The organism is Stenotrophomonas maltophilia group sp. Smal17, assembly GCF_030237045.1.
Lineage (GTDB): Bacteria > Pseudomonadota > Gammaproteobacteria > Xanthomonadales > Xanthomonadaceae > Stenotrophomonas > Stenotrophomonas forensis.
On sequence record NZ_JASJSU010000018.1, the window covers coordinates 13,443 to 40,338 of the forward strand.

General features: G+C 64.4%; 24 protein-coding genes. 10 read left to right on the forward strand and 14 right to left on the reverse strand.

Features of this window, described 5'->3' with window-relative positions; all coding sequences use genetic code 11:
• Position 1: 1 nt before the first annotated feature.
• Genes QRO93_RS07340 through QRO93_RS07355 form a run of 4 tightly spaced genes read left to right on the forward strand, consistent with a single transcriptional unit; the run spans position 2 to position 3,373 of the window.
• Positions 2 to 739, forward strand: coding sequence for an SDR family oxidoreductase (locus QRO93_RS07340; RefSeq protein ID WP_053448730.1), 738 nt, complete (start codon positions 2 to 4; stop codon positions 737 to 739).
• Positions 736 to 1,695, forward strand: coding sequence for an NAD(P)-dependent oxidoreductase (locus QRO93_RS07345; RefSeq protein ID WP_274511949.1), 960 nt, complete (start codon positions 736 to 738; stop codon positions 1,693 to 1,695). The genes QRO93_RS07340 and QRO93_RS07345 overlap by 4 nt, the downstream gene beginning before the upstream one ends.
• 2 nt (positions 1,696 to 1,697) lie before the next feature.
• Positions 1,698 to 2,984, forward strand: coding sequence for an NAD(P)/FAD-dependent oxidoreductase (locus QRO93_RS07350; protein ID WP_180878783.1), 1,287 nt, complete (start codon positions 1,698 to 1,700; stop codon positions 2,982 to 2,984).
• Positions 2,981 to 3,373 (forward strand): GtrA family protein, encoded by a 393-nt coding sequence (locus tag QRO93_RS07355; RefSeq protein WP_053448728.1) that lies wholly within the window; start codon positions 2,981 to 2,983, stop codon positions 3,371 to 3,373. Before QRO93_RS07350 ends, QRO93_RS07355 begins: the two co-directional genes overlap by 4 nt.
• A 60-nt stretch (positions 3,374 to 3,433) precedes the next feature.
• Here the strand turns inward: QRO93_RS07355 and QRO93_RS07360 are convergent, their stop codons facing one another.
• The 5 genes from QRO93_RS07360 to rfbB form a co-directional block, all read right to left on the reverse strand.
• Entirely contained in the window at positions 3,434 to 4,762 is a 1,329-nt protein-coding gene (locus QRO93_RS07360) for a hypothetical protein (protein WP_180878784.1), read from the reverse strand.
• Between the two features lie 165 nt (positions 4,763 to 4,927).
• Positions 4,928 to 5,833, reverse strand: coding sequence for a dTDP-4-dehydrorhamnose reductase (gene rfbD, locus QRO93_RS07365; RefSeq protein WP_164086977.1), 906 nt, complete (start codon positions 5,831 to 5,833; stop codon positions 4,928 to 4,930).
• Entirely contained in the window at positions 5,830 to 6,387 is a 558-nt protein-coding gene (gene rfbC, locus QRO93_RS07370) for a dTDP-4-dehydrorhamnose 3,5-epimerase (RefSeq protein WP_180878785.1), read from the reverse strand. Before rfbC ends, rfbD begins: the two co-directional genes overlap by 4 nt.
• Complete coding sequence (gene rfbA, locus QRO93_RS07375) at positions 6,384 to 7,271, reverse strand: glucose-1-phosphate thymidylyltransferase RfbA (protein WP_053448724.1); 888 nt, start codon at positions 7,269 to 7,271, stop codon at positions 6,384 to 6,386. Before rfbA ends, rfbC begins: the two co-directional genes overlap by 4 nt.
• 27 nt (positions 7,272 to 7,298) lie before the next feature.
• Positions 7,299 to 8,354: a dTDP-glucose 4,6-dehydratase gene (gene rfbB, locus QRO93_RS07380; protein WP_180878786.1), complete on the reverse strand. Its 1,056-nt coding sequence runs from the start codon at positions 8,352 to 8,354 to the stop codon at positions 7,299 to 7,301.
• A 281-nt stretch (positions 8,355 to 8,635) separates the two neighbouring features.
• Between rfbB and QRO93_RS07385 the strand changes: the two genes are divergently transcribed.
• From QRO93_RS07385 to QRO93_RS07405, 5 genes are all read left to right on the forward strand, one after another.
• Positions 8,636 to 9,382 (forward strand): electron transfer flavoprotein subunit beta/FixA family protein, encoded by a 747-nt coding sequence (locus QRO93_RS07385; RefSeq protein ID WP_180878787.1) that lies wholly within the window; start codon positions 8,636 to 8,638, stop codon positions 9,380 to 9,382.
• Positions 9,382 to 10,323 (forward strand): electron transfer flavoprotein subunit alpha/FixB family protein, encoded by a 942-nt coding sequence (locus QRO93_RS07390; RefSeq protein ID WP_180878788.1) that lies wholly within the window; start codon positions 9,382 to 9,384, stop codon positions 10,321 to 10,323. Before QRO93_RS07385 ends, QRO93_RS07390 begins: the two co-directional genes overlap by 1 nt.
• Positions 10,324 to 10,468: 145 nt before the next feature.
• Complete coding sequence (locus tag QRO93_RS07395; RefSeq protein WP_049446207.1) at positions 10,469 to 11,827, forward strand: phosphomannomutase/phosphoglucomutase; 1,359 nt, start codon at positions 10,469 to 10,471, stop codon at positions 11,825 to 11,827.
• Positions 11,828 to 11,842: 15 nt separating this feature from the next.
• On the forward strand, positions 11,843 to 13,249 hold the full coding sequence (locus QRO93_RS07400; RefSeq protein WP_053448720.1) for a mannose-1-phosphate guanylyltransferase/mannose-6-phosphate isomerase: 1,407 nt from the start codon (positions 11,843 to 11,845) through the stop codon (positions 13,247 to 13,249).
• Positions 13,250 to 13,397: 148 nt separating this feature from the next.
• Positions 13,398 to 13,835, forward strand: a complete 438-nt coding sequence (locus QRO93_RS07405; RefSeq protein WP_285304059.1) for an acyltransferase — start codon at positions 13,398 to 13,400, stop codon at positions 13,833 to 13,835.
• A gap of 36 nt (positions 13,836 to 13,871) precedes the next feature.
• Here QRO93_RS07405 and QRO93_RS07410 read toward each other — a convergent pair whose 3' ends face one another.
• From QRO93_RS07410 to QRO93_RS07445, 8 genes are read right to left on the reverse strand one after another with little or no spacing between them, the layout of a single operon-like run.
• On the reverse strand, positions 13,872 to 15,902 hold the full coding sequence (locus tag QRO93_RS07410) for a hypothetical protein (protein ID WP_164086969.1): 2,031 nt from the start codon (positions 15,900 to 15,902) through the stop codon (positions 13,872 to 13,874).
• Between the two features lie 2 nt (positions 15,903 to 15,904).
• Positions 15,905 to 17,203: a lipopolysaccharide biosynthesis protein gene (locus tag QRO93_RS07415; protein ID WP_053448717.1), complete on the reverse strand. Its 1,299-nt coding sequence runs from the start codon at positions 17,201 to 17,203 to the stop codon at positions 15,905 to 15,907.
• A complete protein-coding gene (locus QRO93_RS07420) occupies positions 17,200 to 18,207 on the reverse strand; it encodes a glycosyltransferase family 2 protein (RefSeq protein ID WP_053448716.1) in 1,008 nt (335 codons plus the stop codon). The genes QRO93_RS07415 and QRO93_RS07420 overlap by 4 nt, the downstream gene beginning before the upstream one ends.
• 37 nt (positions 18,208 to 18,244) lie before the next feature.
• Positions 18,245 to 19,360, reverse strand: a complete 1,116-nt coding sequence (locus tag QRO93_RS07425; protein ID WP_219626162.1) for a DegT/DnrJ/EryC1/StrS aminotransferase family protein — start codon at positions 19,358 to 19,360, stop codon at positions 18,245 to 18,247.
• 45 nt (positions 19,361 to 19,405) lie between these two features.
• On the reverse strand, positions 19,406 to 19,975 hold the full coding sequence (locus tag QRO93_RS07430; RefSeq protein ID WP_053448715.1) for an acyltransferase: 570 nt from the start codon (positions 19,973 to 19,975) through the stop codon (positions 19,406 to 19,408).
• A gap of 1 nt (position 19,976) precedes the next feature.
• Positions 19,977 to 21,038 carry a Gfo/Idh/MocA family protein gene (locus tag QRO93_RS07435; protein WP_053448714.1) on the reverse strand — a complete coding sequence of 354 codons (1,062 nt, stop codon included), beginning with the start codon at positions 21,036 to 21,038 and terminating at the stop codon, positions 19,977 to 19,979.
• Positions 21,039 to 21,041: 3 nt separating this feature from the next.
• Positions 21,042 to 22,346: a nucleotide sugar dehydrogenase gene (locus QRO93_RS07440; RefSeq protein ID WP_053448713.1), complete on the reverse strand. Its 1,305-nt coding sequence runs from the start codon at positions 22,344 to 22,346 to the stop codon at positions 21,042 to 21,044.
• On the reverse strand, positions 22,343 to 24,754 hold the full coding sequence (locus QRO93_RS07445; RefSeq protein ID WP_180878790.1) for a glycosyltransferase family 39 protein: 2,412 nt from the start codon (positions 24,752 to 24,754) through the stop codon (positions 22,343 to 22,345). Before QRO93_RS07445 ends, QRO93_RS07440 begins: the two co-directional genes overlap by 4 nt.
• Before the next feature lie 467 nt (positions 24,755 to 25,221).
• Here QRO93_RS07445 and QRO93_RS07450 point away from each other — a divergent pair, with 467 nt between their 5' ends.
• Positions 25,222 to 25,806 (forward strand): hypothetical protein, encoded by a 585-nt coding sequence (locus QRO93_RS07450; RefSeq protein ID WP_180878791.1) that lies wholly within the window; start codon positions 25,222 to 25,224, stop codon positions 25,804 to 25,806.
• Positions 25,807 to 25,914: 108 nt separating this feature from the next.
• On the opposite strand, the gene QRO93_RS07455 is transcribed toward QRO93_RS07450, so the two are convergent.
• Positions 25,915 to 26,799 (reverse strand): NAD-dependent epimerase/dehydratase family protein, encoded by an 885-nt coding sequence (locus QRO93_RS07455; RefSeq protein WP_180878792.1) that lies wholly within the window; start codon positions 26,797 to 26,799, stop codon positions 25,915 to 25,917.
• Positions 26,800 to 26,896: the final 97 nt, after the last annotated feature.

The following is a 26,896-nucleotide window of genomic DNA, read 5'->3' on the forward strand; positions in this document are numbered from 1 at the left end:
CATGCAGAGTGTCCTCATCATCGGCGCCACGTCCGCCATCGCCGAAGCCGTTGCCCGGCGCTATGCCGCGCGTGGTGCGTCGCTGTTCCTTGTCGGTCGCCGCGCGGATCGACTGGCTGCCATTGGCGACGACCTGCGCATCCGCGGTGCGCGCGCCACGCACACCCACGCCATGGACATCAACGACCTGCCAGCTCATGCCGACCTGCTAGCGCAGGCATGGCAGGCACTGGGCAGGGTCGACGTGGTGCTGATCGCACACGGCACGCTGCCCGACCAGGCCGCCTGCGAGGCTTCGGTGCAGGCCTGCATGGCCGAATTCGCCACCAACGGCACCTCCACCCTGGCCCTGCTGGGACCACTGGCCAACCGGCTGGCCGATGCCGGCAGCGGCACACTGGCGGTGATCACCTCGGTCGCCGGGGACCGTGGCCGACAGAGCAACTACGTCTATGGCGCTGCCAAGGCGGCGGTCAGCACCTTCCTCAGCGGCCTGCGCCAACGCCTGGCCAAGCGGGGCGTGGCAGTGGTGGACATCCGCCCCGGCTTCGTCGATACGCCGATGACGGCCCACCTGCGCAAGGGCCCCTTGTGGGCTACACCGGACCAGATCGCGCGACGCATCATCGCCGGCATCGGCCGTGGCACCCCGGTGCTGTACGCGCCGGGCTTCTGGCGGTTGATCATGGGGGTGATCCGCACCCTGCCGCAGGCCGCCTTCAACAGGATCACGCTGTGAGCGCCGCATCGAGCTCCGTGCTGGAGCAGAAGATCATCATTCCCGGCGGCGCCGGCCTGGTCGGCCAGAACCTGGTGGCCATCCTCAAGCGCCTGGGCTATCGGCAGCTGGTGGTGATCGACAAGCATGCCGCCAATCTCGAGGTGCTGGCGGGCATGCATCCGGACGTGATCACTGAGCTGGCCGACCTGGCCGAACCCGGCCCGTGGGAACGCCATTTCGCTGCGGCCGACGCCGTGGTGATGCTGCAGGCACAGATCGGCGGCACCGATCCCCTGCCGTTCGTGCGCAACAACATCACCGCCACCGACCATGTCCTCGATGCGATCGAGCGCCACGCCGTGCCCTATACCGTGCACGTCAGTTCCTCGGTGGTCTGCTCGGTGGCCGACGATGACTACACCCGTACCAAGCGCGAACAGGAACAGCGTGTGGCCGCCCGCAACATTGCGTCCGTCATCCTGCGCCCTACCCTGATGTTCGGCTGGTTCGACCGCAAGCACCTGGGCTGGCTGTCGCGCTTCATGCGCAGAGTTCCCGTTTTTCCGATTCCGGGCCATGGCCGCTACATGCGCCAGCCGCTGTATGCCGGCGACTTCGCCACCATCATTGCCAGCTGCCTGCGCTCACGCATCAGCGGCCAGCGCTACAACATCACCGGCCTTGAAAAGGTCGACTACGTCGACATCATCCGCCAGATCAAGCGCAGTACGGGTGCACGCGCAATGGTGCTGCATATTCCCTACACCCTGTTCCACCTGCTGCTGAGGACCTGGGCACTGTTCGACCGCGATCCGCCGTTCACCGCCGCACAGTTGCAGGCGCTGGTGGCCCACGATGAGTTCGAGGTCATCGACTGGCCATCCATCTTCGGCGTGCAGCCAACGCCCTTTGCCCAGGCGATCGACGCCACCTTCAACGATCCCGAGTACGGCGACATCGCCCTGGAGTTCTGATCATGAGCGAACGCATCGCCGTTCTTGGTGCCGGTCCGATGGGCCTGGCCGTGGCATACCAGCTGGCCCGCGATGGCCACCAGCCCGTGGTGTTCGAGGCCGACGACCGCGTGGGCGGGATGACCGCCTGTTTCGATTTCGGCGGCATGCAGATCGAGCGCTACTACCACTTCCACTGCACCTCCGACCACGATTTCCTGGCGGTGCTCGAGGAGCTGGGCCTGGGTGATCGCATGCGCTGGACCGAAACCCGCATGGGCTACTGGTTCGGCAAGCGCCTGCAGCCATGGGGCAATCCGATCGCCCTGCTGCGCTTCAGTGGCCTTGGGCTGATGGCCAAGATCCGCTACGGGCTGCACGCCTTCCTGTGCACCCGTCGCAACGACTGGCGCCCGCTGGATCATGTCGAAGCCTCCTCCTGGATCCGCCGCTGGGTCGGGGCCGAAGCCTATGAGACGCTGTGGCGCAGGCTGTTCGACTACAAGTTCTACAACTACGCCGGCAACCTGTCGGCGGCCTGGATCTGGAGCCGGATCCGGCGCATCGGTCGCTCGCGTTACAGCCTGATGCGCGAGAAGCTGGGCTATCTGGAGGGCGGCTCGTCCACCCTGCTCGATGCCCTGCATGCGGACATCCAGCGCCATGGCGGCGAAGTGCGACTGTCCAGCCCGGTGCAGCGCATCGTGATCGAGGCGGGCCGCGTACATGGCGTCCAGGTCGGCGGCGAGCACCTGGCCTTCGACAAGGTCATCTCCACGGTGCCGCTGCCGTTCGTACCACGCCTGGCCCCGGACCTGCCCGAAGCGATCCTGGCGAAGTTCCGCACGTTGAACAACATCGCCGTGGTCTGTGTCATCGCCAAGCTGCGCAAGCCGGTCTCGGCCAATTTCTGGGTCAACACCAACGATCCGGACATGGACATCCCCGGCATCGTCGAATACACCAACCTGCGCCCGATGGATGCGCATATCGTCTACGTGCCGTTCTACATGCCCGGCGAGCACGAGCGCTATGGCGACAGCGACGAGGTGTTCGCCGACAAGGTGCGGCGCTACCTGGGCATGATCAATCCGCAGCTGCATGCAGACGATTTCATCGAAGTACGGGTCAGCCGCTACCGACATGCGCAGCCCATCTGCGAACCAGGCTTCCTCGACCGGCTTCCGCCGCGCAGGTTGCCCGTGGAAGGCCTGTGGGTGGCCGATACATCGCACTATTATCCTGAGGACCGTGGCATCTCCGAGAGCATCGGCTTCGGCCGCGCCATGGCCCGCGAGGCGATTGCGTGACCCTGTCGCGCCCGTTCCTGCTGTTCCTCGTGGCCGGCGGCATCGCCGCGCTCGCCAACATCCTGTCGCGGATGCTGTACAGCCATTGGATGCCATTCACTCCCGCGATCATCGCCGCCTACCTCACCGGCATGGTTACCGCGTTCGTATTGACGCGCTGGTTCGTGTTCTCCGGCAGCACCCGGCCGCTGCACCACTCGGCGTTCTACTTCGTGCTGGTCAATCTGTTCGCGGTGGCCCAGACCTGGCTGGTTTCCACCGTTCTGGCCTACCACCTGCTGCCGTGGCTGGGCGTAGACATGCTGCGCCTGGAGATCGCCCACGTGGTCGGCGTGGCCGTGCCGGTGATCTCCAGCTACTTCGGCCACAAGCACCTGTCGTTCCGGTGACCCTCACGGTGAGCCCGATTCCGGTCAACGGGGCCCACCTGCCTTCATCTGCGGATGCGCTCAGCGCCCTTCGGATGCACTCGCTTCCAGTTTGACTGGCAGGATCCGGCGCAGCCTGGGGTCATCCAGTTGTGCTTTCAGCTTGGCAGCATCCGGGTAAGGCAGTTCGCGTTCGCCCACCTGCAGCGCGGCCGGATCACCCGTGACCAGATAGCGCGTGGCATTGTCCTGCTGCACGCGGCTCTCCGCGGCAAACGCCCGGATCCTGCGGAAGTCCTTCCCCACCTGGCTGAGCGGAGCGCCCACGACCACCAGCGCGAACATGACTACCGCGGCACGCGCGGCGCTGCGCAGGCCCGAGCGCGGCAGCAGGCCCCAGAGCTGCAACGCGAACCACGCGTTGCCGAATACGCCGGGTACGAAGAGATCGGTGTAGCGCGGCGCCGGGGAACCCATTTCATGCCCGCGACCATAGGCAATCGCCAAGGCCTGCAGCACGGTCCAGGCACAGAATCCGGCCATCGCCACATCGGTCCGGGTGGCCTGCCGGCGTAGCAGCATGCGCGTGATCATCACCACACCCGGCAGCCATACGATGGCCACCCAGCCGTTCGAGCGCCCCGGCCACGACAGCACGCGGGTGGTCGCAAGGAACAGCTCTCCAAGCGACTGCGCGCGCAGCATTCCGTTGGCATCGATGACCGGAATCGCCCGATAGGCGATCACCGCCAACACCGCCAGCACCGCTGTGGCGCACAACGCCGGCGCACGCTTGCCGGGCAGGCAGAGGCAGGCGATCACGCAGGTGGCGCCCACCGCGACAGCAGTCAGCATGCCCGAGGCCATGGTGACCGCCGCCAGCACACTCAGCGCCATCGCCGCCAACAACGCGGGGATGCTCTGGTGATGGCGCGCCACCAGGCCGACAGCCACGATGCTGGACAGGACCAGGAAGTAGAACTGGCTCTGGAAGCCCACCAGGAGGTTCTCCCAGGAGAACGGCAGGATCGACATCAGCAGTGCGAATGCAACCAGCAACCTGCGCCCACCCACGACGCCACTGTCACGCAGCGCGTGCCAGACCAGCGTCGCCGGGATGAAGCAGGCCACCACGGCGCTGATGCGGGCTTCGTAGACGTTGTTCCACTGTCCGGTCAGGAAGAACGACAGCAACGCAACCAGGCGGGTCGGGAAGATGCGGTGTTCATTGTGCGGTTCCAGCAATGTGCTCCATTGCAGGGTTCCATGCAGCCAAGGTTGCAGCGCGGTCGCGCCCTCGCCGTCCCACTGGTCCCAGAAGGGCATCGGCGTACTGAAAAACTGGACGTAAAGAAGCCGCACCAGCAATGCGACCAGCGCGACGCCTGCGACCACGGCAAATGGAGGCAATCCGCTTGGTACCGCGGGCCCTGCGGGCACTCTGCTCATGAAATCCTTCTCGTCGGCGATGACCATGCCGCGCGATGGTGGGGCTATTTCCGGGAGCTGTCAAAGAGAACGCGGGCTGCGGACTGCGCACGCGCACGCGCACGCGCCCCATTGCGGCTTCCCGCCTCAGTTGCGAGGCAACGCGATCTCGTCGATCACCCGCGCCAGGCCGGCCTGCCAACTGGGCAGCTCGATAGCGAAATCCTGCTGGATCCGGCGGTTGTCCAGCACCGACCATGCCGGACGCTGCGCCGGGGTCGGATAGTCCGAACTCGGAATGGCCTCCACCACCGGCGCACGGTCCAGCAGCCCCTTCGCCAGCGCCTCGGCGAAGATCGCCTCGGCGAATCCATGCCAGCTGGTCTGGCCCGTGGCGGTCAGGTGCCAGGTGCCGGACAACGGGCCCGGGTGCTGCAATGCCAGCGCAGTGACATCGGCGATCAGTGCCGCCGGCGTCGGCGTGCCGATCTGATCGGCCACCACCCGCAGCCGGTCGCGCTCGGCGCCCACCCGCAGCATGGTGCGCAGGAAGTTCGCACCGTGCGCGGCATACACCCACGCCGTGCGGAAGATCAGGTGGCGCCCGCCCGCTGCACGCACCGCATCCTCGCCATCGCGCTTGCTGGTGCCATACACGCCCAGCGGTGCAGTAGGCTCGTCCTCGCGGTACGGCCGTGTGCCGCGTCCATCGAATACGTAGTCGGTGGAGTAGTGCACGAACGGCACACCCCGCAGCGCACACCAGCGCGCGATCACGCCCGGTGCCAGCGCATTGGCCGCAAAGGCCGCGCCTGCGTCCTGTTCGGCGCGGTCCACTGCCGTATAGGCCGCCGCATTGACCACGATCGATGGCTGCAGCCGATCCAGCAATGCCAACAGACTGTCTGGCTCGCTGAAGTCAGCCCTCTCGCAGGAACGGCCGTCGGGCAGCGTGCCGCTGCGCGTGGTTGCAATCACCGTACCCTGCGGCGCCAATGCGCGCAGCAGTTCCTGGCCCACCTGGCCGTTGCCGCCGAACACCAGCAGCTTCATGGCGTATAGGCCGGCAATCGGTCTTCGGCAATATCCTTCAGGAACGGCGCATCCTCATCCTTGGCCGACAGGATCGGATCGCTGATCGGCCAGTCCACCGCGATATCGGCGTCGTCCCAGCGCACAGCAGCATCGGCTTCCTTCACGTACACGTCGGTACAGAGATAGTGGAACAGCGCAGTCTCGGACAGCACCGCGAAACCGTGGGCGAAACCTTCGGGAATCCAGAACTGGCGCTTGTTGCCGGCACTCAGGATCACTGCCTCCCAGCATCCAAACGTCGGTGACCCGCGTCGGATGTCCACGGCTACATCGTAGACCTCACCTTCCAGCACGCTGACCAGCTTGCCCTGCGGGCGCGGCCACTGGTAGTGCAGGCCACGCAGCACGCCCTTGCTCGAGGACGAAAGATTGCTCTGCACGAACCGGTCGGGCAACCCAAGCGCACCGAATCGCGACGCGTTCCAGCCTTCGAAGAAAAAACCGCGCGAATCACCGAACACCATCGGCTCAAGCACCACGCATCCCGGCAGGCGGGTCTGAATCACTTTCACGGAACTACCCCACGCAATGCCAGCTTGTTCAGGTACTGGCCGTAGCCATTCTTGATCAACGGGGCCGCCAGCGCCTGCAGCTGTTCGGCCGAGATCCAGCCCTGCCCGAACGCCACTTCCTCCGGGCAGCATACCTGCAGGCCCTGGCGGGTCTGGATGGTCTCGATGAAGTTGGAGGCTTCCAGCAGCGACTGGTGGGTGCCGGTATCGAGCCAGGCATAACCGCGGCCCAGTGCTTCCAGATGAAGCGTGCCGTCGGCCAGGTAGCGCTTGTTGAGATCGGTGATTTCCAGCTCGCCACGCGACGAAGGCCGGAGCTCGGCGGCATAGTCACTGGCGTTGCCGTCGTAGAAGTAGAGGCCGGTAACCGCATAGTTGGAACGCGGGTTTGCTGGCTTCTCCACCAGATCGACTACCTTGCCGCCCCTGTCGAACTCGGCCACGCCGTAGCGCTCGGGGTCATTCACCCAGTAACCGAACACGGTCGAACCGTCCACGCGCTCGTCGGCGCGCTTGAGCAGTTCACGTAGACCGTGGCCATGGAAGATGTTGTCGCCCAGCACCAGGCAGCTCGGCTTGCCGGCCACGAAATCGCGGCCAATCAGATAGGCCTGTGCCAGCCCATCAGGGCTGGGCTGCACTGCGTACTGGATGTCCATGCCCCACTGCGAACCGTCGCCCAGCAACTGCTGGAACAGCGCCTGCTCATGCGGCGTGTTGATGATCAGTACTTCACGGATGCCCGCCAGCATCAGCACGCTGAGCGGGTAGTAGATCATCGGCTTGTCGTACACCGGCAGCAGCTGCTTGCTGACACCCTTGGTGATCGGATACAGCCGGGTGCCGGAGCCACCGGCCAGGATGATGCCTTTGCGTTGCGTCATGCAGGTTTCCTGTTCAATGCCGTCGGTTCAGGCAGAGGTGCCAATGCGCTGCAGGCGGTAGCTGCCATCCAGCACGCCGTTCACCCACTCCTGGTTGTCCAGGTACCAGTCAACAGTGAAGGTGATGCCCTGCTCGAAGGTGTAGGCCGGCTTCCAGCCGAGGTCGTTCTTCAGCTTGGAGGCGTCGATCGCATAGCGGCGGTCGTGCCCCGGACGGTCGGCCACGTAGGTGATCTGGCTGCTGCGCGGCTGGCCATCGTCGCGCGGGCGGCGTGCATCGAGCAGCGCGCAGATCGCCTGCACCACTTCGATGTTCTGCTTCTCCGAATTGCCACCGACGTTGTAGGTCTCGCCGACCTGCCCCTTGGCCAGCACCGTGCGGATCGCTTCGCAATGATCGGTGACGAACAGCCAGTCACGCACCTGCCTGCCATCGCCGTACACCGGAAGCGGTTCGCCGGCCAGCGCCTTGGCGATCACCAGCGGAATGAGCTTTTCCGGGAAATGGTAGGGGCCGTAGTTGTTGGAGCAGTTGGTGGTCAGCACCGGCAGCCCGTAGGTGTGGTGGAACGCACGCACCAGGTGATCCGACGCGGCCTTGGACGCCGAGTACGGCGAATTGGGCGCATACGGGGTGGTTTCACTGAACTTGCCAGTCTCGCCCAGCGTGCCATACACCTCGTCGGTGGACACGTGCAGGAAGCGGAATGCAGCGGCCTCGTCGGCCGGCAGTCCCTTCCAGTAGTCACGCACAGCCTCCAGCAGGCCCAGGGTGCCCACCACGTTGGTCTGGATGAACGCGCCGGGACCGTCGATGGAACGATCCACGTGGCTTTCCGCAGCGAAGTTGAGCACCGCGTCGGGCCGGTGCTCGGCCAGCAGGCGGGCAACCAGGTCGCGATCACCGATATCACCCTGCACGAAGACGTGGTTGGCGTCGCTGTCCAGGCTGGACAGGGTCTTCAGGTTGCCGGCATAGGTGAGGGCGTCAAGATTGATCACCTTGATGCCACGTGCGACCGCTTCCAGCACGAAGTTGCCGCCGATGAATCCGGCGCCGCCGGTGACAAGCCATGTGGGCACTACCCGTTCTCCTGTTCAGATTTCACCTCGGCCCTGGAGCCTTCCGGCAGCGGGAGAGGATACATCGGCGGCTCCTTCACGACTGCCTGTCGGCCATGAACGGAACAGGTGGACACCGCCCGGAATGCCGCATTGCAACAAAACCATACGCATTCGCATGGTGCCCCGCCACCCGCTAGAATCGGGGTCCCACCCCCGAACCGGTTGCTGTTGCAGGACCGGATGTTCCCCCAGCAAATGTGAGCCGGCCAGCGGCCGGCACTACAAGGACCCCGTACCAGATGAAAATCCTCGTCGCGTACAAGCGCGTGGTGGACTACAACGTCCGCATTCAGGTCAAGCCGGACGGTTCCGGCGTGGTCACCGACGGCGTCAAGCTGTCCCCCAATCCCTTCGATGAAATCGCCCTGGAAGAAGCCCTGCGCCTGCGCGACAAGGGCATCGCCAGCGAAGTCGTGGTTGCGACCATCGCACCGGCCGACGCCCAGGCGCACCTGCGCAACGGCCTGGCCATGGGCGCCAATCGTGCCATCCATGTGGTCACCGACCAGGCCATCCAGCCGCTGACCGCCGCCCGCACCCTGCTCAAGCTGATCGAGAAGGAACAGCCGGACCTGGTGATCCTGGGCAAGCAGGCGATCGACGATGACGCCAACCAGACCGGCCAGATGCTGGCCACGCTCTGGGGCCGTCCGCAGGCGACCTTCGCCAGCAAGCTGGACATTGCCGACGGCAAGGCCACGGTCACCCGCGAGGTCGATGCCGGCCTGGAAACCCTCGAAGTGGACCTGCCGGCGGTGGTCACCACCGACCTGCGCCTGAACGAGCCGCGCTTCATCAAGCTGCCGGACATCATGAAGGCCAAGGCCAAGCCGCTGGAGGCCCTGCAGCTGGCCGACCTCGGCGTTGAAGCCGCCGACACCTTCAAGACCACCCACTACGCCGCGCCATCCAAGCGCAGCAAGGGTGTGATGGTCAAGGACGCGGCCGAACTGGTTGCCGCACTCAAGCAGAAGGGGCTGCTGTAATGAGCAAGATTCTCGTCATCGCCGAGCACCACGACGGCAAGCTCAATGCCGCCACCGCCAAGACCGTCAGCGCCGCCGCCGCCATCGGCGGCGCCAGCATCGACGTGCTGGTGCTGGCCGCCGATCCGGCCGCCGTCGCTGCGGAAGCGGCGAAGATCGCCGGCGTCGCCAAGGTCCTGACCGTGGCCAACGCCGCCAACACGCAGGCCATCGCCCAGGTGCTGGCGCCGCAGATCGCACAGCTGGCCAAGGGCTACACCCACGTGTTCGGCCCGTCGACCACCTTCGGCAAGGACCTGATGCCCTGCGTGGCCGCCCTGCTTGGCGTCAACCAGGTCTCCGACCTGATGAGCGTCGAAGGCAGCCACACCTTCAAGCGCCCGATCTACGCCGGCAACGCAATCATCACCGTCGAAGCCCCGGCCGACCAGGTCGTGGTCGCCACCGTGCGTGCCGCGTCGTGGCCGGAAGCCGCCCAGGGTGGCAGTGCCGCCATCGAAGCGGCCAGCGTCGACGCCCCGCTGCCGGCCCACACCCGCTTCGTCGGCCTGGCCGCCGGTGCCAGCGACCGCCCGGACCTGCAGAGCGCCAAGCGCGTGGTCTCCGGTGGCCGTGGCGTCGGCTCGGAAGAGAACTTCAAAGTCATCTTCCAGTTGGCCGACAGGCTCGGCGCCGCCGTCGGTGCTTCGCGCGCCGCGGTCGATGCCGGCTATGTGCCCAGCGACCTGCAGGTCGGCCAGACCGGCAAGATCATCGCGCCGGAGCTGTACGTGGCCGTCGGCATCAGCGGTGCCATCCAGCACCTGACCGGCATCAAGGACGCCGGCACCATCGTGGCGATCAACAAGGACGGTGACGCGCCGATCTTCGAGATCGCCGACATCGGCCTGGTGGGGGACCTGTTCACGATCCTGCCAGAGCTGGAAGCGGCGCTGGGCTGAGCCCGGCAGAAGCAAGGGACCGCATAATCAACGGGTTATGCGGTCCTTTCCGATTGTTTTGGCCGGCACGGATGCTGGACAGGATTACCCGCCCCGACGGAGCCTGTCGCTATAATCGGCGGTCACCCCAGTAAGGACCGCATTGATGACGCTCCCGTGTTTCAAGGCCTATGACATCCGTGGCCGGGTTCCGGATGAACTCGACGCCAACCTGGCCAAGCGCATCGGCGCAGGCACGGCGGCATTGCTGGGGCCAGGACCGGTCATCGTCGGCCATGACATCCGCCTGAGCAGCCCGGAGCTGCTGCAGGCCGCGATCGAAGGCCTCACCGCAAGTGGCCGCGATGTCATCGACATCGGCCTGTGCGGCACCGAGGAAGTGTACTTCCAGACGTTCCACCGCCAGGCTGCCGGCGGCATCATGGTTACTGCCAGCCACAATCCGATGGATTACAACGGCATGAAGCTGGTACGCGAACAGTCCAAGCCGATCAGCGGCGATACCGGCCTGTTCGACATCCGCGACTTCGCGGCCTCCGACGCACCGCTGGGCAACGGCCACGGCACGGTCAGCCAGGACGCCGACAAATCGGCCTACATCCAGCACCTGCTCGGCTACATCGACGTCGCCAGCCTGAAGCCGCTGAAGATCGTCACCAACGCTGGCAACGGTGGTGCCGGCCTGGTAATCGACGCACTGGCCCCGCACCTGCCCTTCGAATTCATCCGCATCCAGCATGAGGCCGACGGCAGCTTCCCCAATGGCATTCCCAACCCGCTGCTGCCGGAAAACCGCGCGGCCACCCGCGACGCGGTGCGCGAACACGGTGCCGACTTCGGCATCGCCTGGGATGGCGACTTCGACCGCTGCTTCTTCTTCGACGCCGATGGCAACTTCATCGAGGGCTACTACCTGGTCGGCCTGCTGGCCACCGCGCTGCTCGCGCGCCAGCCGGGCGGCAAGATCATCCATGACCCGCGCCTGACCTGGAACACCATCGAGCAGGTACAGCAGGCCGGTGGCGTGCCGATCATGAGCAAGACCGGCCATGCCTTCATCAAGGAACGCATGCGCGCCGAAGATGCGATCTACGGCGGCGAGATGAGTGCGCACCACTATTTCCGCGATTTCGCCTACTGCGACTCCGGCATGATTCCCTGGTTGCTGATTGCCGCACTGGTCTCGCAGACCGGTACTCCGCTGGGCGAACTGGTCGCGGACCGGGTGAAGGCCTTCCCCTGCAGTGGCGAGATCAACTTCCGCGTGGAAGACGCCAAGGCGACGGTGGCCCACGTCCTGGCCCATTACCAGGCCGACGCACCGCTGCTGGATCATACCGACGGCGTCAGCGCCGAGTTCGCCGACTGGCGCTTCAATCTGCGCAGCTCGAACACCGAACCACTGCTGCGCCTGAACATTGAAACCCGAGGCGACGCCGTGCTGCTGGCGCGACGCACCCAGGAACTTACCGCCCTGATCGGCGGCAGCCCGGCTCATCATTAAGTAAGGAAGGACTCCATGCTCCCCATCGTCCCCGTCATTCTCTCCGGTGGTTCCGGCACGCGGCTGTGGCCGCTGTCGCGCGAAGCCTATCCCAAGCAGTTCCTGCCGCTGGTCGGCGACGACACCATGCTGCAGGCGACCTGGAAGCGCGTCGCCGCGATTGCGGGCAAAGCGCCGATCGTGGTTGCCAACCAGGAACACCGCTTCATGGCGGCCGAACAGCTGCGCGAATGCAATGTCCAGCCGCAGGCGCTGATCCTGGAGCCGGTTGGCCGCAACACCGCGCCGGCCATCGCCATCGCCGCCCTGCAGGTCCTGGCTGGCAACGATGACGCTTTGCTGCTGGTCCTGCCCTCGGACCACGTGGTCCGCAACGAGAAAGCCTTCCATGCCGCTGTGGCCCAGGCCGCGGTGGCTGCCGACGCCGGCAAGCTGGTCACCTTCGGCATCGTGCCGACGGCGCCGGAAACCGGCTATGGCTATATCAAGGCCGCCGCCGGCGAAGGCGCGCGTGGTGTCGAACGTTTCGTGGAGAAGCCGGACCTGGCCACCGCCGAAGGTTACGTGGCCTCGGGCGAGTATTTCTGGAACAGCGGCATGTTCCTGTTCAAGGCGTCACGCTACCTGCAGGAGCTGGAGAAGCTGCAGCCGGCGATCCTGGCCGCATGCCGCGAGGCCCTGGCCAAGGCAGCCAGCGACAGCGACTTCGTGCGCCTGGACGCCGACGCGTTCGCCGCCAGCCCAAGCGATTCGATCGACTACGCGGTGATGGAAAAGACCGGCGATGCCGCCGTGGTCGCCCTGGATGCCGGCTGGAACGACGTCGGCTCGTGGTCCGCGCTGTGGGACGTGTCCGACAAGGATGCCGATGGCAATGCCTGCCACGGCGACGTCATCGCCCTGGATTGCCGCAACAGCTATGCCTATGGCAACCGCCTGATCGCAATGGTCGGCCTGGAGGACGTGGTTGTAGTGGAAACGGACGATGCCGTGTTCGTCGGCCACAAGGACCGCGTGCAGGACGTCAAGGCGATCGTTGGCCAGATCAAGCGCGACGGCCGCAGCGAAGCAGCTGCGCACCGCAAGGTCTACCGTCCCTGGGGCGCGTACGATTCGATCGACAACGGTGCCCGCTTCCAGGTCAAGCGCATCACCGTCAAGCCCGGCGCGACGCTGAGCCTGCAGATGCACCATCATCGCGCCGAACACTGGATCGTGGTGAGCGGCACCGCCGAAGTCACCCGCGGCGACGATGTGATCCTGTTGACGGAGAACCAGAGCACCTACATTCCGCTGGGCGTTACCCATCGCCTGAAAAACCCAGGCAAGCTGCCGCTGGAGCTGATCGAAGTGCAGTCGGGCAGCTATCTTGGCGAAGACGACATCGTTCGCTTCGAAGACCAGTACGGCCGCGCCAACTGAGCGCGGTCCTGCCTGGAAACCGGCCCCGGTCGATGATCAACAGACCTGTATTGGGAGATATGCAATGCTGAAGGAATATCTACGACGCTTCGTCCAGCACCTGCTGGGTTCCTTCCTGTTCGACGCACCGGGGCTGGTGCAATGCAAGATGTTCGTGCTGCGCCGCTTCTTCGATATCGGCGCCAATTCGTACGTTTCCTACCGGGCCATGCTGGTGTCTCCGCACAGCACCCGGCATGCGCACTTCAGCATGGGCCGCAACGTAGGCGTTGAGCACGACTGCGAGCTGGACTACTCCGGCGGATTGAAGATCGGCAATGACGTCTGGATCTCCGAAGGCGTATTCATTGCCACCCATGGCCATCGGATCAAGACACGAGCGCTCAAGAAGGAGCAACCGGTGGATTTCACCGGCCTGACCATCGGCGACGATGCCTGGCTTGGCGCGCGTGCCGTGATCCTGCCCTCAGTCAACCGGATTGGCACCGGTGCGGTGATCGGCGCATGCTGCGTGGTCACCAAGGACGTCGAAGACTGGGCCGTGGTGGTTGGCAATCCGGCCCGCGTGATCGGCTACCGCAACTGATGCGGTAGCCGACCGTTTCGCTGCACCTGCTGGTTCTCAGCGGTGCAGGCCCATTACATCCATTTCGTTGATGCGGCGGATCGCGCTGTCGAAATCGATGCCGATGGTATCGAGGTACCACTTGATCGACTGCGGACGCGGGCGATTCTCGGTGTACACCGCCGAGATCGCCTCCTCGCGGGTCATCATCCCTTCGCGGATCTGATTGCTGCGGAACGTGTCGAACTCCGAGAATCCACGCGCGGTCATGTAGATGTAGTTGTAGAACGGCGCGGTGCCGTCGCCGATGCGCCAGGTACTGTCCGTGTCCGGTGCCAGCTCCCAGTCATACTGGTTGAGCAGCACGTCGTTGACTTCGTTCTCTTCCCAGATCATGTGGTCGAAGATGAAGTAGAAGTCGCGGCGTGGTTCAACGTAGTAGGCGAGGAAAGCGCCCATCGTGTCCAGCAACGACGTATTGATGTAGCCAGGATTGGTCAGGAAGCGACTGCCGTAGTAGGCCGCCAGGTGCAGCTTGCGGCTCATCGACAGATAATCGACGCGGCTCTTGTCGAAGTCCGGGCTGACACCGCAGAAGCCCGACTTGAAATCGGTGTTCTCCAGCGGATTGGCGCTCCACAGGTCCAGCGAAATTCCGGTCTGCCGCTTGAGCTGGTTGACGATGCGGAAGAAGTGCTTGTCGCCAGCCATGAACAGCGGGACCATGCCCAGATCGGGCTTCTTCAGCCACGCCGCCACGTTCTTGCGGACATTCTCGCGCTTCTGCTTGATGTCCGCCGAGACCAGGATGTTCTGCACTCCCAGCTGGCCGCACATGCGCGCCACATTACGACGGGCCAGGTCGGTCACCATGCCCCAGTCGTAGGTGAAGGTGATCGGGTTCAGGCCGAACTCGTGCTTGATCAGGTGCAGGCCATAGCTGCTGTCACGGCCGCCGCTGAAGGGTACCAGCACGTCCGGACGACCATTGCCGCGGCGGTAACCGGCCAGCGACTCGATGAAATCGTGCTTGGTCTTGACCGGATGCATGCCCGCATAGCGCGGCTTGTAGGAGCGGCAGTAATTGCACACGCCTTCGCCATCGAAGGCGATGAACGGGAAGGTCTCCGGCAGGATGCAGCGGCTGCAGCGACGCAGCTTCTTCAGATTGTCTTCGTTGTAGCGCAGCAGCGAGAAGTCCGCACTGCCAACGGCCAGCACCGGCGTTGCGGGGCGGGCCGGAGCGGCCTGGTGGGCGCTCACCGGGGTTGGGTACACCTGCACGCCAGCATCGGCCGCGGCCGCGGTGGCCTCGTCGAGGCGGAAGGCGGCGGTGCCGAGGTTGTTGATGCCCACACCCAGCGCGGTCTGCGGTTCCAGCCAACGTACAGCGGGAACCGCTGCTTCTCCATGGATGTGCTTGACCACGTTGTCCAGGATGTACTGCTCGGAGGCAAACACCAGCACGCCCTGGCGTTCGTCCAGATGGAAATACAGGTCGCCGGTGTTGGTTGCCAGCACCAGGCGATCGGTCTGTCCATGCACCCAGGCGATCGACGCAGCGCCCTTGAGCAGGGCGAAAACATCGGCAGTGGCCTTGGCCGGTGTGGAGGCACCGCCATGCTGGGCGAGGAACGCGCCCATGAACTCGGTGTCAACTTCGGCGTGGCGCTGCAGCTCCGGGTGGGACGCCCACAGCTCATCCACGTTGACGACGATACCGTTGTGGATCAGCGTCACGCCTTCACGGCTGACCGGCTGGTTGTTCTGTGGCAGCGCCGAGGTACCGTTGGTGACCAGGCGCGAATGTGCGATCACGGCCAGCGACGCACCGACCTTCTCAGCCTCGAAGGCAGCGGCCAGCGCCTGCATGATCGACGCGTACTCCGGCGACTTCATCAGGTCGGTCGCGCGATCAGCCGACTTCAGCCCCCACGATGCGCGCTGGTCGGGAACATAGGCATGGATGCCCGATGATTCCTTGCCGCGCGTCTCGGACAGCTTGAAAAGTTCAGAAAGCGTCGACTGCAGTCTGGAGTGGGAGAAAGCGGCATCCTTGCGGAGCACCAGACCGAAAATTCCGCACATGATTATGCCTCGATACGATTTGTAATTAGATTCCAGGAGTACAGGCGCCGCACCATCAACATCAACACGAGCACGCCGAAGACGTAGCTCAGTGCGGTTCCAAGCGCAGCACCCTCGATCCCCAACCACGGAATGAATATAACATTCAGGATTGCATTGACGATCACCACCGACAGCTGCTGCAGGGTCTGCAGCCCCGGGGAGCCGCCCAGCAGCGGCAGCTGGTCGAAGGGAATGAACGGCGCCACCGAAGTCAGCCCGAGGAGCAGGATGATCAGCGGCAGCATGCCCTCTTCCAGCCCCTTGCCGCTCATCACGTAGGTGATGGTGAACCAGTACGCGAACACCACGCCCAAGGCCAGCAGAACCGCCAACGGATACAGGTAGCGTAGAGCCTTGTTGAGCAGCATGCGACAGGTCGACCAGTCACGGTCGCGGCTGGCGTTCACCAGGATCGGGTTCAGGTTGACCCGGATCAGGTGCCAGACCTGGTAGAGCCCATCGATCAGGATCGCGCCGAAGCTGTAGATGCCAGCCGCGCGGTCGGTCAGGAAGAAGCCGATCAGGATGACGTCCACGCGAGAGTTGAGCTCGACGAACGTATTGGACAACAGGCTCCTGGCACCGAAGCTGGCGTGGCGCCCGATCCATACCCGCCGCACGCGCATGCCCTGCAGCATCCGGCGCGACCACAGATAGCCCAGCGCGGCTACGGTGGTGACGACCTCGGCGACGAGGAAGCAGTACAACACCTTGTCGATACTGGCCGAAGTCATCGAGACCACCGCCACCCAGGCCATCACGACCAGATAGCGCAGCGATTGCAGGACAGCGAAGGCCTTCATCAACTGCAGGCCGTTGAGCAGGCCCAGCAGGGTCTTGCTCAACGGGAACAGCAGCAGCCCATACGCCACGTTGCGCACGCCCAGGGCAGTGTCCGGGCTGTCGAACCACTTGCCCAGGGCCGGTGCAGCCAGCACCAGCAGCGCGGCGCCGACTACGCCGGCAAGCGCCGAAAGCAGCAGCCCGCTACCGGCCAGGCTGCGCCCTTCCTCGGCATCACCGCTGTAATGGGCGGCGTTGCGCATGATCGAGTTGTGGATACCGAACACGGTCAACTGCGATGCGACCACGTACACCGCGTACGCCTGGTTGAAAACACCCAGATCGCTGGCGCTGCGGAAGCCGGCGATCATCAGGTTGATGGCGATCCCGCTGACGGCCAGGATCACCAGACTCGCGGCCGTCCAGGACAGATTGCTCGCGAGGGTCTTCAACAGGGCGGACGGCGAGATGCTCACGGGTCGATCGGATCCGGCGCCTGGCGATGGGTCACGTCACGATGGGTGATGGGCGGATTCAGATGGCGGTTGGCCTGGTAATCGAACCAGAACGCAAAGCCGATGGCATTGAAGGAGATGCTGAAGGAGAACAGCGTCACCAGGAACGACATCTCCGGCATGCTGCCCTGCGTGAACCACAGCAGGATGGTACGCACCAGGAACAGCAGGCCAACCAGCGCAGTCGCACCGCCGAAGGCATAGAAGAACACCAGCGGATGGAAGTCGCGGATGATGTACTTTTCCTTCAACCGGTAGAAGAACAGGCGCACGATCAGCCAGCCGATGCTGAAGAGCACCTTGCGCACGCGGATACCGGATTTTTCGCCGACGTTGTAGACCGGCTCGACCGGCACGTCGACCACGCGCATCTCGGCGATGTTCAGCCGCACCAGCAGATCGTTCGGCTGGCCATAGCGCTTGTACATGTGGTCCCAGTCGATCGCAGCCAGCGCCTTGGCGTTGATCGCCGTATAACCTGTCTGCGAATCGGCAACGCCCCAGTAGCCGGATGCGATCTTGGTCAGCAGGGACAGGGCCGAGTTGCCGAAGAAGCGGATCTTCGGGATGCGCTTGAAGGCTTCGCCAGTCACCAGGCGATTACCCTTGGAGTAGTCGGCCACATCGTTGATCACCGGCGCGAGAATGGCCGGCATGTCGAGCGGATTCATCTGGCCGTCGCCCGCCATCACCACCGACACGTCGATACCGTTGTCGCGGCTCCACTTGTAGCCGGTTGCGATTGCCCCGCCGACGCCCTGGTTCACTTCGTGCTCGATCAGCACGACGCGCCCGCTGGCGTATTCCGGCGTGGCGCGGACCACGTCGGAAGTGCGGTCCGTACTGGTGTCGTTGACGATGACGATGTAGTCGACATAGTCAGGCATGGTGTCGATGACGCGCTTGATCTGCGTCTCTTCGTTGTGTGCCGGCACCACGACACTGATACGGTTGTTCTGGTACATACGCGGGTCTCGCAAGAAAGTGGAGCGATGGTCGGGATCAGTCGCGGAGGGCCGCGCGCAGCTGCTCGATGATGTAATCCTGTTGCGTCTCATCGAGGTCGGCGGACATCGGCAGGCTCATGACGCGCTGCGCCACCCGCTCGGAGTTCGCCAGAGAGGACGCGATGCGGCAGCGGTCGCGGTCGCGGTACGCAGGCTGCTGATGCAGGGGCACCGGGTAGTGCACAGCGGTCGGCACGTTCGCCGCAGTGAGGCGCTCAACCACCTTGGCGCGATCATCGACCTGCACGGTGAACTGCCCCCAGACCGAACTGTTGCCTTCGCGCAGGCTCGGCAACTCGCAGCCCTGCAGGCCAGCCAACGCCTGCAGATAGCGTCCAGCCACGTGCTGGCGGCGCTCGCATTCGAAGTCGAACCGGCCGAGCTTGGCCAGCACGATCGCGCACTGCAGGGTATCCATGCGCCCACCCACGCCCACGCGGGTGTGGTAGTAGCGGCGCTCCTGGCCATGCACACGGATCTCGGCCATCGCCTTTGCCAGCGCGGCGTCGTCAGTGAAGATCGCACCGCCGTCGCCGTAGCAGCCCAGCGGCTTGCTGGGGAAGAAGCTGGTGCACGCGATGCGCGACACGTTGCAGCTTGCCTTGCCGCGGTAGGTCGCACCGAAACTCTGCGCCGCATCCTCGATCACGGTGATGCCGGGATGACGGGCGGCGATCGCGTTGATCGCATCCATGTCCGCAACCTGGCCGTACAGCGACACCGGGATGATGGCCTTGGTACGCGGGGTGATGGCCGCCTCGATCAGGTTCGCATCGATGTTGCAGGTATCCGGCTCGACATCGACGAAGACCGGAACCGCGCCGAGCAGGGCAATCACTTCAGCGGTTGCCACGAAGGTGAACGAGGTGGTGATGACCTCATCGCCTGCGCTGACGCCGATCGCCATCAGCGCGATCAGCAGGGCTTCAGTGCCCGAAGCAACCGAGATGCAGTGCGGCGCACCGGTGCGGGCTTCCAGCGCCTGCTCCATCTCGCGAACCTCGGGCCCCATGATATAGCGCCCGTGCTCGAGCACCTTGGCGATGCGCGCGTCCACATCCTGTTTCAGGGCGCGGTACTGCGCGGCCAGGTCGATAAACTGAATTTCCATGTCACTCCTAGAAAAAGGCAGGCTCAGGCAGCCGCGCACTTACGCTCAGGCATCGAGCAACGCGCAGGACGCATCGTCGACCAGGTAACGGCGGTCGCAGTGCGCGCACGTCACCGTTCCGGTCCCTGGCAGCCGCTCGCCGCACAGGCACATCCAGCCCGCCCGGCGAGCCGGAACCCCGACCATCAGGGCGAACGGCGCAACATCGCGGTTGACCACCGCTCCGGCACCGACGAAGGCGTGCTCGCCCACGGTAACGCCACAGACGATCGTGCAGTTGGCGCCGAGCGTGGCTCCCCGGCGCACCAGGGTCTGCCGGTACTCGGCCTTGCGGTTGACCGCCGAGCGGGGGTTGTAGACGTTGGTGAAGACCATGCTGGGGCCACAGAACACGTCATCCTCCAGCCGCACCGCGTCATAGACCGACACGTTGTTCTGGATCTTGACGTTGTTGCCGATCACCACGTCGTTACCGACGTACACGTTCTGGCCGAACGAGCAGTCGTTGCCGATCTGCGCGCCAGCGGACACATGCGCCCAATGCCAGACGCGGCTGCCATCGCCGATGCGCGCACCCTCATCAACGATCGCGGTTGGATGGATGAACAGGGCCATGTCAGTACTCCAGTGGCAGTGCGACCCGCTTGCCATCGCGCGCGGACATGTAGGCAGCAATCAGGACTTCCAGCGACTTCAGCCCTTCGCGGCCGTCAGTCTCCGGCTCGGCTTCGCCGCGCAGCACCTGGATCACGTTGTCGTAGTACAGCGGATGGCCAAAGCCGTAGACCGAGGTGGTTTCGTAGCTGGCGCTGGCCACGGCTTCGTCGTCCGGATCGGATTCGGCGAACTGCCACTGCTGGATCTCGTTCACCGCCACGCCGCCGATGCGAACGGTGCCCTTCTCACCGATGATGGTGATGCTGCCCTCCAGGTTCTGCGGGTAGGTCAGCATGGTCACGTTGACCGAACCCAGCGCACCGGAGCGCCAGCGCAGGCCGATTACGCCGGAATCCTCGACCTCGATGTTGCGGGCAAGGGTTGCGGTATAGGCCTGCACGCTTTCCAGCGGCCCGCCCAGCCATTCCAGCAGGTCCACGTAGTGGCTGGCCTGGTTCATGAAGGCGCCGCCATCGAACTCCCACGTCCCGCGCCACGATGCACTGTCGTAGTACGACTGCGGACGGGTCCAGAACACGTTGATGTTGATCATGTAGAGGCGGCCGAAGCGGCGCTTCTCCATCGCCCGCTTGAGCAGCTGCAGCGTGGCATTACGGCGGTTCTGCTTCACCACGAACAGGCGCACGCCGGCTTCGTCGCAAGCCTTGACCATCCGCACGCCGTCCTGCAGGCGGGTAGCCATCGGCTTTTCGGTCATCACATGCTTGCCGGCGGCAGCGATTTCCACTGCCTGCTCCGGATGCAGGCCGCTGGGGGTGGTCAGCACGACGATGTCGGCCGTCGTGCTGGCCAGCATGTCGCTCAGCTTGCGGTGGCCAACGGCGCCGGTGTCTTCGACGGCCTTCTGCAGCGCGGCCGGGTCGACGTCGCAGACATCGGTCAACTCGATGCGATCAGCATGCTGGCGCATGGCATTGATGTGGGACTGGGCAATGCGGCCACAGCCGACCAGGGCGAACCGGATCTTCCTGTCCAGCACAGGCGGGGTAAATACGCGCATGATTCAGGCCTTTACGATGTTATCGGCGCTTTCCAGGAAGCGGCCACGGGAGTCCACCAGCACCGACGCGTGCTGCTTGATCAGCGCATAGTCGAACTTGTCGTGGTCGGTCGCCAGCAGCACGCAGTCGTAGCTGCTGAGGGTGTCGGCGGTGATGTCCACGCTGGACAGCTCGAACTGGTGCTCGCGCATCTTCGGGAACACCGGAATATGCGGATCGCTGTAGGACACTTCCGCACCGAGATCGCGAAGCTTCTCCATCAACACCACCGACGGCGACTCACGCATGTCGTCCACGTTCTTCTTGTAGGCGATACCCAGCACCAGCACACGGCTGCCGTTGATCGCCTTGCGGCGCAGGTTCAGCGCCAGCAGAGTCTTGGAAATCACGTAGTCGGGCATCGACGAATTGATTTCGCCCGCCAGCTCGATGAAGCGCGTATGCACGCCGTACTCGCGCGCCTTCCAGGTCAGGTAGAACGGATCGATCGGGATGCAGTGCCCGCCAAGGCCCGGACCCGGGTAGTAGGCGACGAAGCCGAACGGCTTGGTCGCAGCAGCACGGATGACCTCATGGATGTCGATGCCCATGCGATCGGCGGCCACCTTCATCTCATTGACCAGGCCGATGTTGACGGCGCGGTGGATGTTCTCCAGCAGCTTGGTCATTTCCGCGGCACGCGCCGAACTGACCGGAACCACGCGGTCGATCACCTGGCCGTACAGCGCCAGGCCGACATCGAGGCACGGCGCGGTCACGCCGCCGCAGACCTTGGGGATCGAGCGCGTGCTGAAGTTCGGATTGCCCGGATCTTCGCGTTCGGGCGAGAACACCAGGAAGTAGTCTTCGCCGATGGTGAAGCCCTGCGACTCTACGCGGGGCTTGAGTTCCTCATCGGTGGTGCCCGGGTAGGTGGTGCTTTCCAGCGACATGATCTGGCCGGCGCGCAGGTGCGGCAGCAGCGCGTCGACCGTACCGACCACGAAGCTCAGATCCGGCTCACGGAACTTGGTCAGCGGGGTCGGTACGCAGATGATCAGGGCATCGACGTCCTTCGCCCGCGCGTAGTCGGTGGTCGCTTCGGCGCCACTGGCGAACGCCTTGGCGATGTCCGCCGAATCGATGTGCTCGATGTAGCTGCGCCCGGAAGACAGCATCTCGATCTTGGACGGATCGATATCGAAGCCGACGACCTTGTAGCCGACTTCGCTGTAGCGCAGCAGCAGCGGCAGGCCCACGTAGCCCAGCCCGACGATGCCGATCGTGGCCGTCTTGGAATCCAGGCGTTCAATCAGTTGCTTGTTCATTCTTTGATCTCGATCTCACTGATGCTGATGCCGAGCACGCGCGCGTCGTTCGCGCTTTGTGCCTGCTGTGGCGAAATGGCGTCCGGCAGGTCGAAGTCCACCGTCAGCGATCGCTTGTCGGTGTTGCCCACTGGAATCTGCAGCCGCTGGGTGTCGTTACCCGGTGCGAACTCGAACTGCTGGGGTGCACCGCCGTTGACCGATACACCGACACGCTGCTTGCGCCCGTTTGGCAGGTAGGCGGTGGCCTGGATTTCCACGGTGCTGGCCGAATGCCCCTCAGGCAGCGTGCAGGTGTAGCTCGCACGCTTGCCATCGGTCCAGCGGCCATGCGTCTCGGGGCTGCTGAAACCGTTCAGGCCCTTGACCAGGATTGCACCGTCGGTGGCCAGGCCGAGCTCGTCCGTGCAGCTCGCGTTGGCGACACGGTCGAAGGTGCTGGTATCGATCCGATACAGATTGATTTCCACTTCGGCCTGCTTGAAGCGCAACGGCAGCAGCAACCGCGAACGCGATGTAGGCTGGAACATGTTCCCGGCCTGAGCGTGCTCGCTGTTGCTCATGTACCCCTGGCGGAACGGGACACGCTCGACCAGTTGCTCCTGCAGCGCGCTCGGCCGCTGGTTGGTCAACAGGTACAGGCGCCCCCCCTTCTGGTGCGCGTTGGCTTCCAGGCGATGCCAGGTACCGGTGTCGAAAGGCAGCGGAACAGAGCCACGGCCGGTGATGGAAAACACGTTCAGGTTATAGGTGACCCGCAGGCCGACCAGCTGCGCATCATCCAGCCCGGAGGCGATGATGATGTCATTGGGGCTGACAAGCTCGGCAATACGCTCGAAGAACCGAGGATCTTCGCCTTCGTCGTGGTTGTACTGCGCAATGGAGAACACCAGGAAGAACAAGCACTGGAACGCGGTAATCGCGATGGCCAGGCGGCGCCAGCGGCCGTCCCACAGGTAGGCGATCACGCCGGCGGTGAGGATCAGCGAGTACGGCAGCATGTCGCCAGCCAGGTAACGGCCGTAGTAGTACAGGTACGGGATGGCGGGCTGGGTCAGCACGGCCGCCCAGACCAGCACCAGGAACAGCAGCCCGAACTTGGCTGCGCCGGACCAGGCGATCCGGAACGCCGGCAGCAGCAGCAGCAGCGCTACGCCCAGCGGCGACAGCATCTGCGCCAGGCGGTAGATGGCGTGGTAGCGGACCAGGAAAGGATCAGTGCCGACCGGCACCGTCCACGGGAATGGCGCCAGCGAGCCGGTCTGGTACAGGGCAACGACGCTGGGAATCGAGGCCAGCAGTGCCAGCGGAAGCAGCCAAGTGACCTTGCCGGACCAGCGCAGGATCTGGTCATTGAGGCGTTCCAGCACGGCCAGGGTGGGGCGGCGCGCCACCACGTAGGCAAGCAGGCCCAGTACGACCAGCCCCAGGCCAGCGGCCATCAGTGCGGCAAGCTTCTTCAGCTTGTCCAGGTGGCCTTCGACCATCCCTCCATAGAGGATCGGCTGGTAGTAGCGGTAGAACGCCATGCTCACCAGGAAGGTGATCACCAGCGATGCCGGGAACACCATCATCACCACGCGACGGCTCCACGGCTGGCGGATGGCGATCAGTGCATAGGCGAACAGCAGGCCCATGAACGGGATGTACAGGAAGAACTGCATGCGGGTGTAGAACAACCCGTTGAAGCACAGGATCGCGATCAGCAGGTTCAGCCAGCGCTTGCCCCGCGCGGGCTCGAAACACGCCTTGGCGAAGAACAGGAAACCGTTGACCGTGAACGCGAACGCCACCATCTCGGTGACCGGAAACTTGGCGAAAAACACCAGCGCCGGGTTGAGCGCCAGGAAGGTTGCTGCCAACCCTGCCGCGCGCCGACTACCGAACAGCAGCAGCGCCAGGTAGTAGCCACCGGCTATTCCCAGCGCGGCAAACAGCAGCAGCGATGCCGTATGGTAATTCTGTCCGAACGCCCAGGTGGACATTGCCATCCACGCCGGGTGCAGTGGGTAGAACGCAACCACATAGCGCGAGCGCACCGGATCGACCAGATCGACAGCGGCCATCGGCGCGCTGTCATACATCCGCAGCTCCTCGCCGCTCAGCGAGGCGCGGAATTCATCGGTGTAGTCCAGCGCCTTGGCTCGCAGCAGCTGTGCTGACATGTTGGTGTACAGGCCCTGGTCCTGACCGGCCTTCAGGTGCGGATCCAGATCCGATCGCAGGAACAGCGCCAGCGCGGCGATGGCGACGAAGCCAATTCCGAGCTTGGGCAGGGACCAGCGGATGCGTACCCGGAATACCGCCAGCATTGCCGCCGTGAGCAGCGTGGCCAGCAGCAGCAGCAGCGGAACATCGAACCTGCGCAGGCAAATCAGCGCGATCGCAAGCACGCTTGCCAGCGACACCCAAAGGACCGTCAACGTATAGGGAGAAATCAGGGAATCCCGGTTTTCCTCCCCCACCCCGCCCACCGCGCGGGAACTGCCTGATACCGCCATATGTAACTCTTCTCCGTTCAGCAAGGCTGGGCCGCGTCCAGATTGCGGCGTGTGTCATGGTCCCGTGAGGTTCTGTGGGAACCCCCGGACCGGGCGGTCGATGAGCAGGACGACCCACGCCGTCCTGGCGACCTCCGGAAAGCGGTCAATCTTACAGGTGCTGGCTGGATAAACCGACAGCCGGGCCTAGTTTAAGGCATCTGGACGGAGCCCAAGGGCGTGCGCGGCTTCGCGCCACCGCCTGGCCCGCCGGGCCGTGGCGTTCGGGGCGCCCGCGGGATATTATCCCGCAGTTGTTCCCAGCCACCCAAGATCCTGCCAACCCGCTGGAAGCGGGTCGGTCGACCCCGACAACCCAGCTCCTAGAGCACCCCATGACCACCAACATTTCAAAGATTGCGCTGCCCCTGATTCTCGCCTCGTCGCTGATGCTGACGGCCTGCTCGAATGACAGCCAGGCGCCTGCGGCGGCTGAGGGCGCAGCGCCTGCGGCGGTGAAGGAGAACCCGCAGCTGACTCACGAACAGGTCTCAAGCAACATCGAGCAGGTCGGCAGCACCGCGTACAACGCCGCTGACGATACCCTGACCGTCAAGCTTAAGATCAGCAACAAGGGCACTGCTGCCTGGCCGACTTCGGGCACCAACCCGGTTACCGTTGGCGTGGTTCAGCTGCTCGACCCGGCGCCGGGCACTGCCGAGCCGGCCCGTGGCGAGGAAGCTCGCGTTCCCATGACTGGCGACGTGCAGCCGCACGCCGAGACTGAAGTAACTGCGGTCGTTCCAGGTGACTTCGCTGCCGGTCACAAGGTGCGGTTCGAGCTGCTGCAGGAAGGCGTGGCTTGGTTCGGCTACAACTTCCAGCAGCCGGTCCTGGTGCTGGGCCCGTTCGCACGCTGCGCCGACGGCAAGGGCCTGTGCGACGACAAGGGCGCACCGATCGCGGCTGCCACCCCGTAATTGTACTGATCGCCTGAAAAGAACGCCCCGGCAGCACCATTTGCTTCGGGGCGTTTTCATTTGCAGGAGGCCCAACGCCGCCTGCCGGTGGCCCGATGCGCAGCTGGATCAGGCGTCAAGCATCCACTGCAGGGTTTCACGCAATGGCCGGAACGCAATCCCCCCGGTCAGTGCGGTGAAGCCGGCATTGGAACCAGCAAGGCGATCAACGTCATGGCTGCGGATCAGCTCCGAATCGCTTTCAATCGCAAACTCCAGCCCGGAAATCTCGCTGACGGTTTCGATGACGCGGCGCAGCGAGGTCGGAACGCCGCTGCAGATGTTGACCACCTGGCCCCGGCACCCCTGCTCGATCAGCATGCCGTAGCAGCGAACCAGATCGCGCACATCGGTGAAGTCACGCTCGACATCCAGGTTGCCCAGGCGCATGTCGGTACTGCCACGACGCGCGTGGTCGATGACCTTGGCAACGAAGAACGAAGGCGATTGCCCCACGCCTGTATAGTTGAACGGACGGGTCAGCATGATCGGCAACCGGTCCATGTACAGCCTGGCAACGTGCTCACCGGCCACCTTGCTGATAGCGTAATCGTTGAACGGCGCCATCGGCGAAGTCTCCTCCAGCAGAGAAGTGGAGGACGCACCATAAACGTGGGCACTGCTGGGCAGCAGCACGCTCTTCGGCACGGCCTCCAGCTCCGTCAGCGCTTCCAGCAGGTTGCGCGTGCCCATGATGTTGGCCTGGTAGATCGCAGAAACGTCGCGGTGGGCAACATGCGAAACGCCTGCCAGATGGACAATCACCTGTGGCTGCAAGCGCTTCATCACGGCCCCGATCGCATCAGGGTCGAGAATGTCGGCGACCTCGTTGTCTCGCCCTGGTACGGGATTGCGGCTGATCCCCTTCACCTGGTATCCGAGCCGCTCCAGCTCCGCGGCCATGTAAGGGCCGGTGAACCCTTCGATTCCAGTGATTGCTGCGATGGGCTTCATGCAAGTGTTCCCGGACCTTCAACTGCTGTGGAGGGAGCGTGGCACGACAGGCGCTGTGGCGCCTGCCTGCCACGATCGAACGACAAGACCAGCAGTG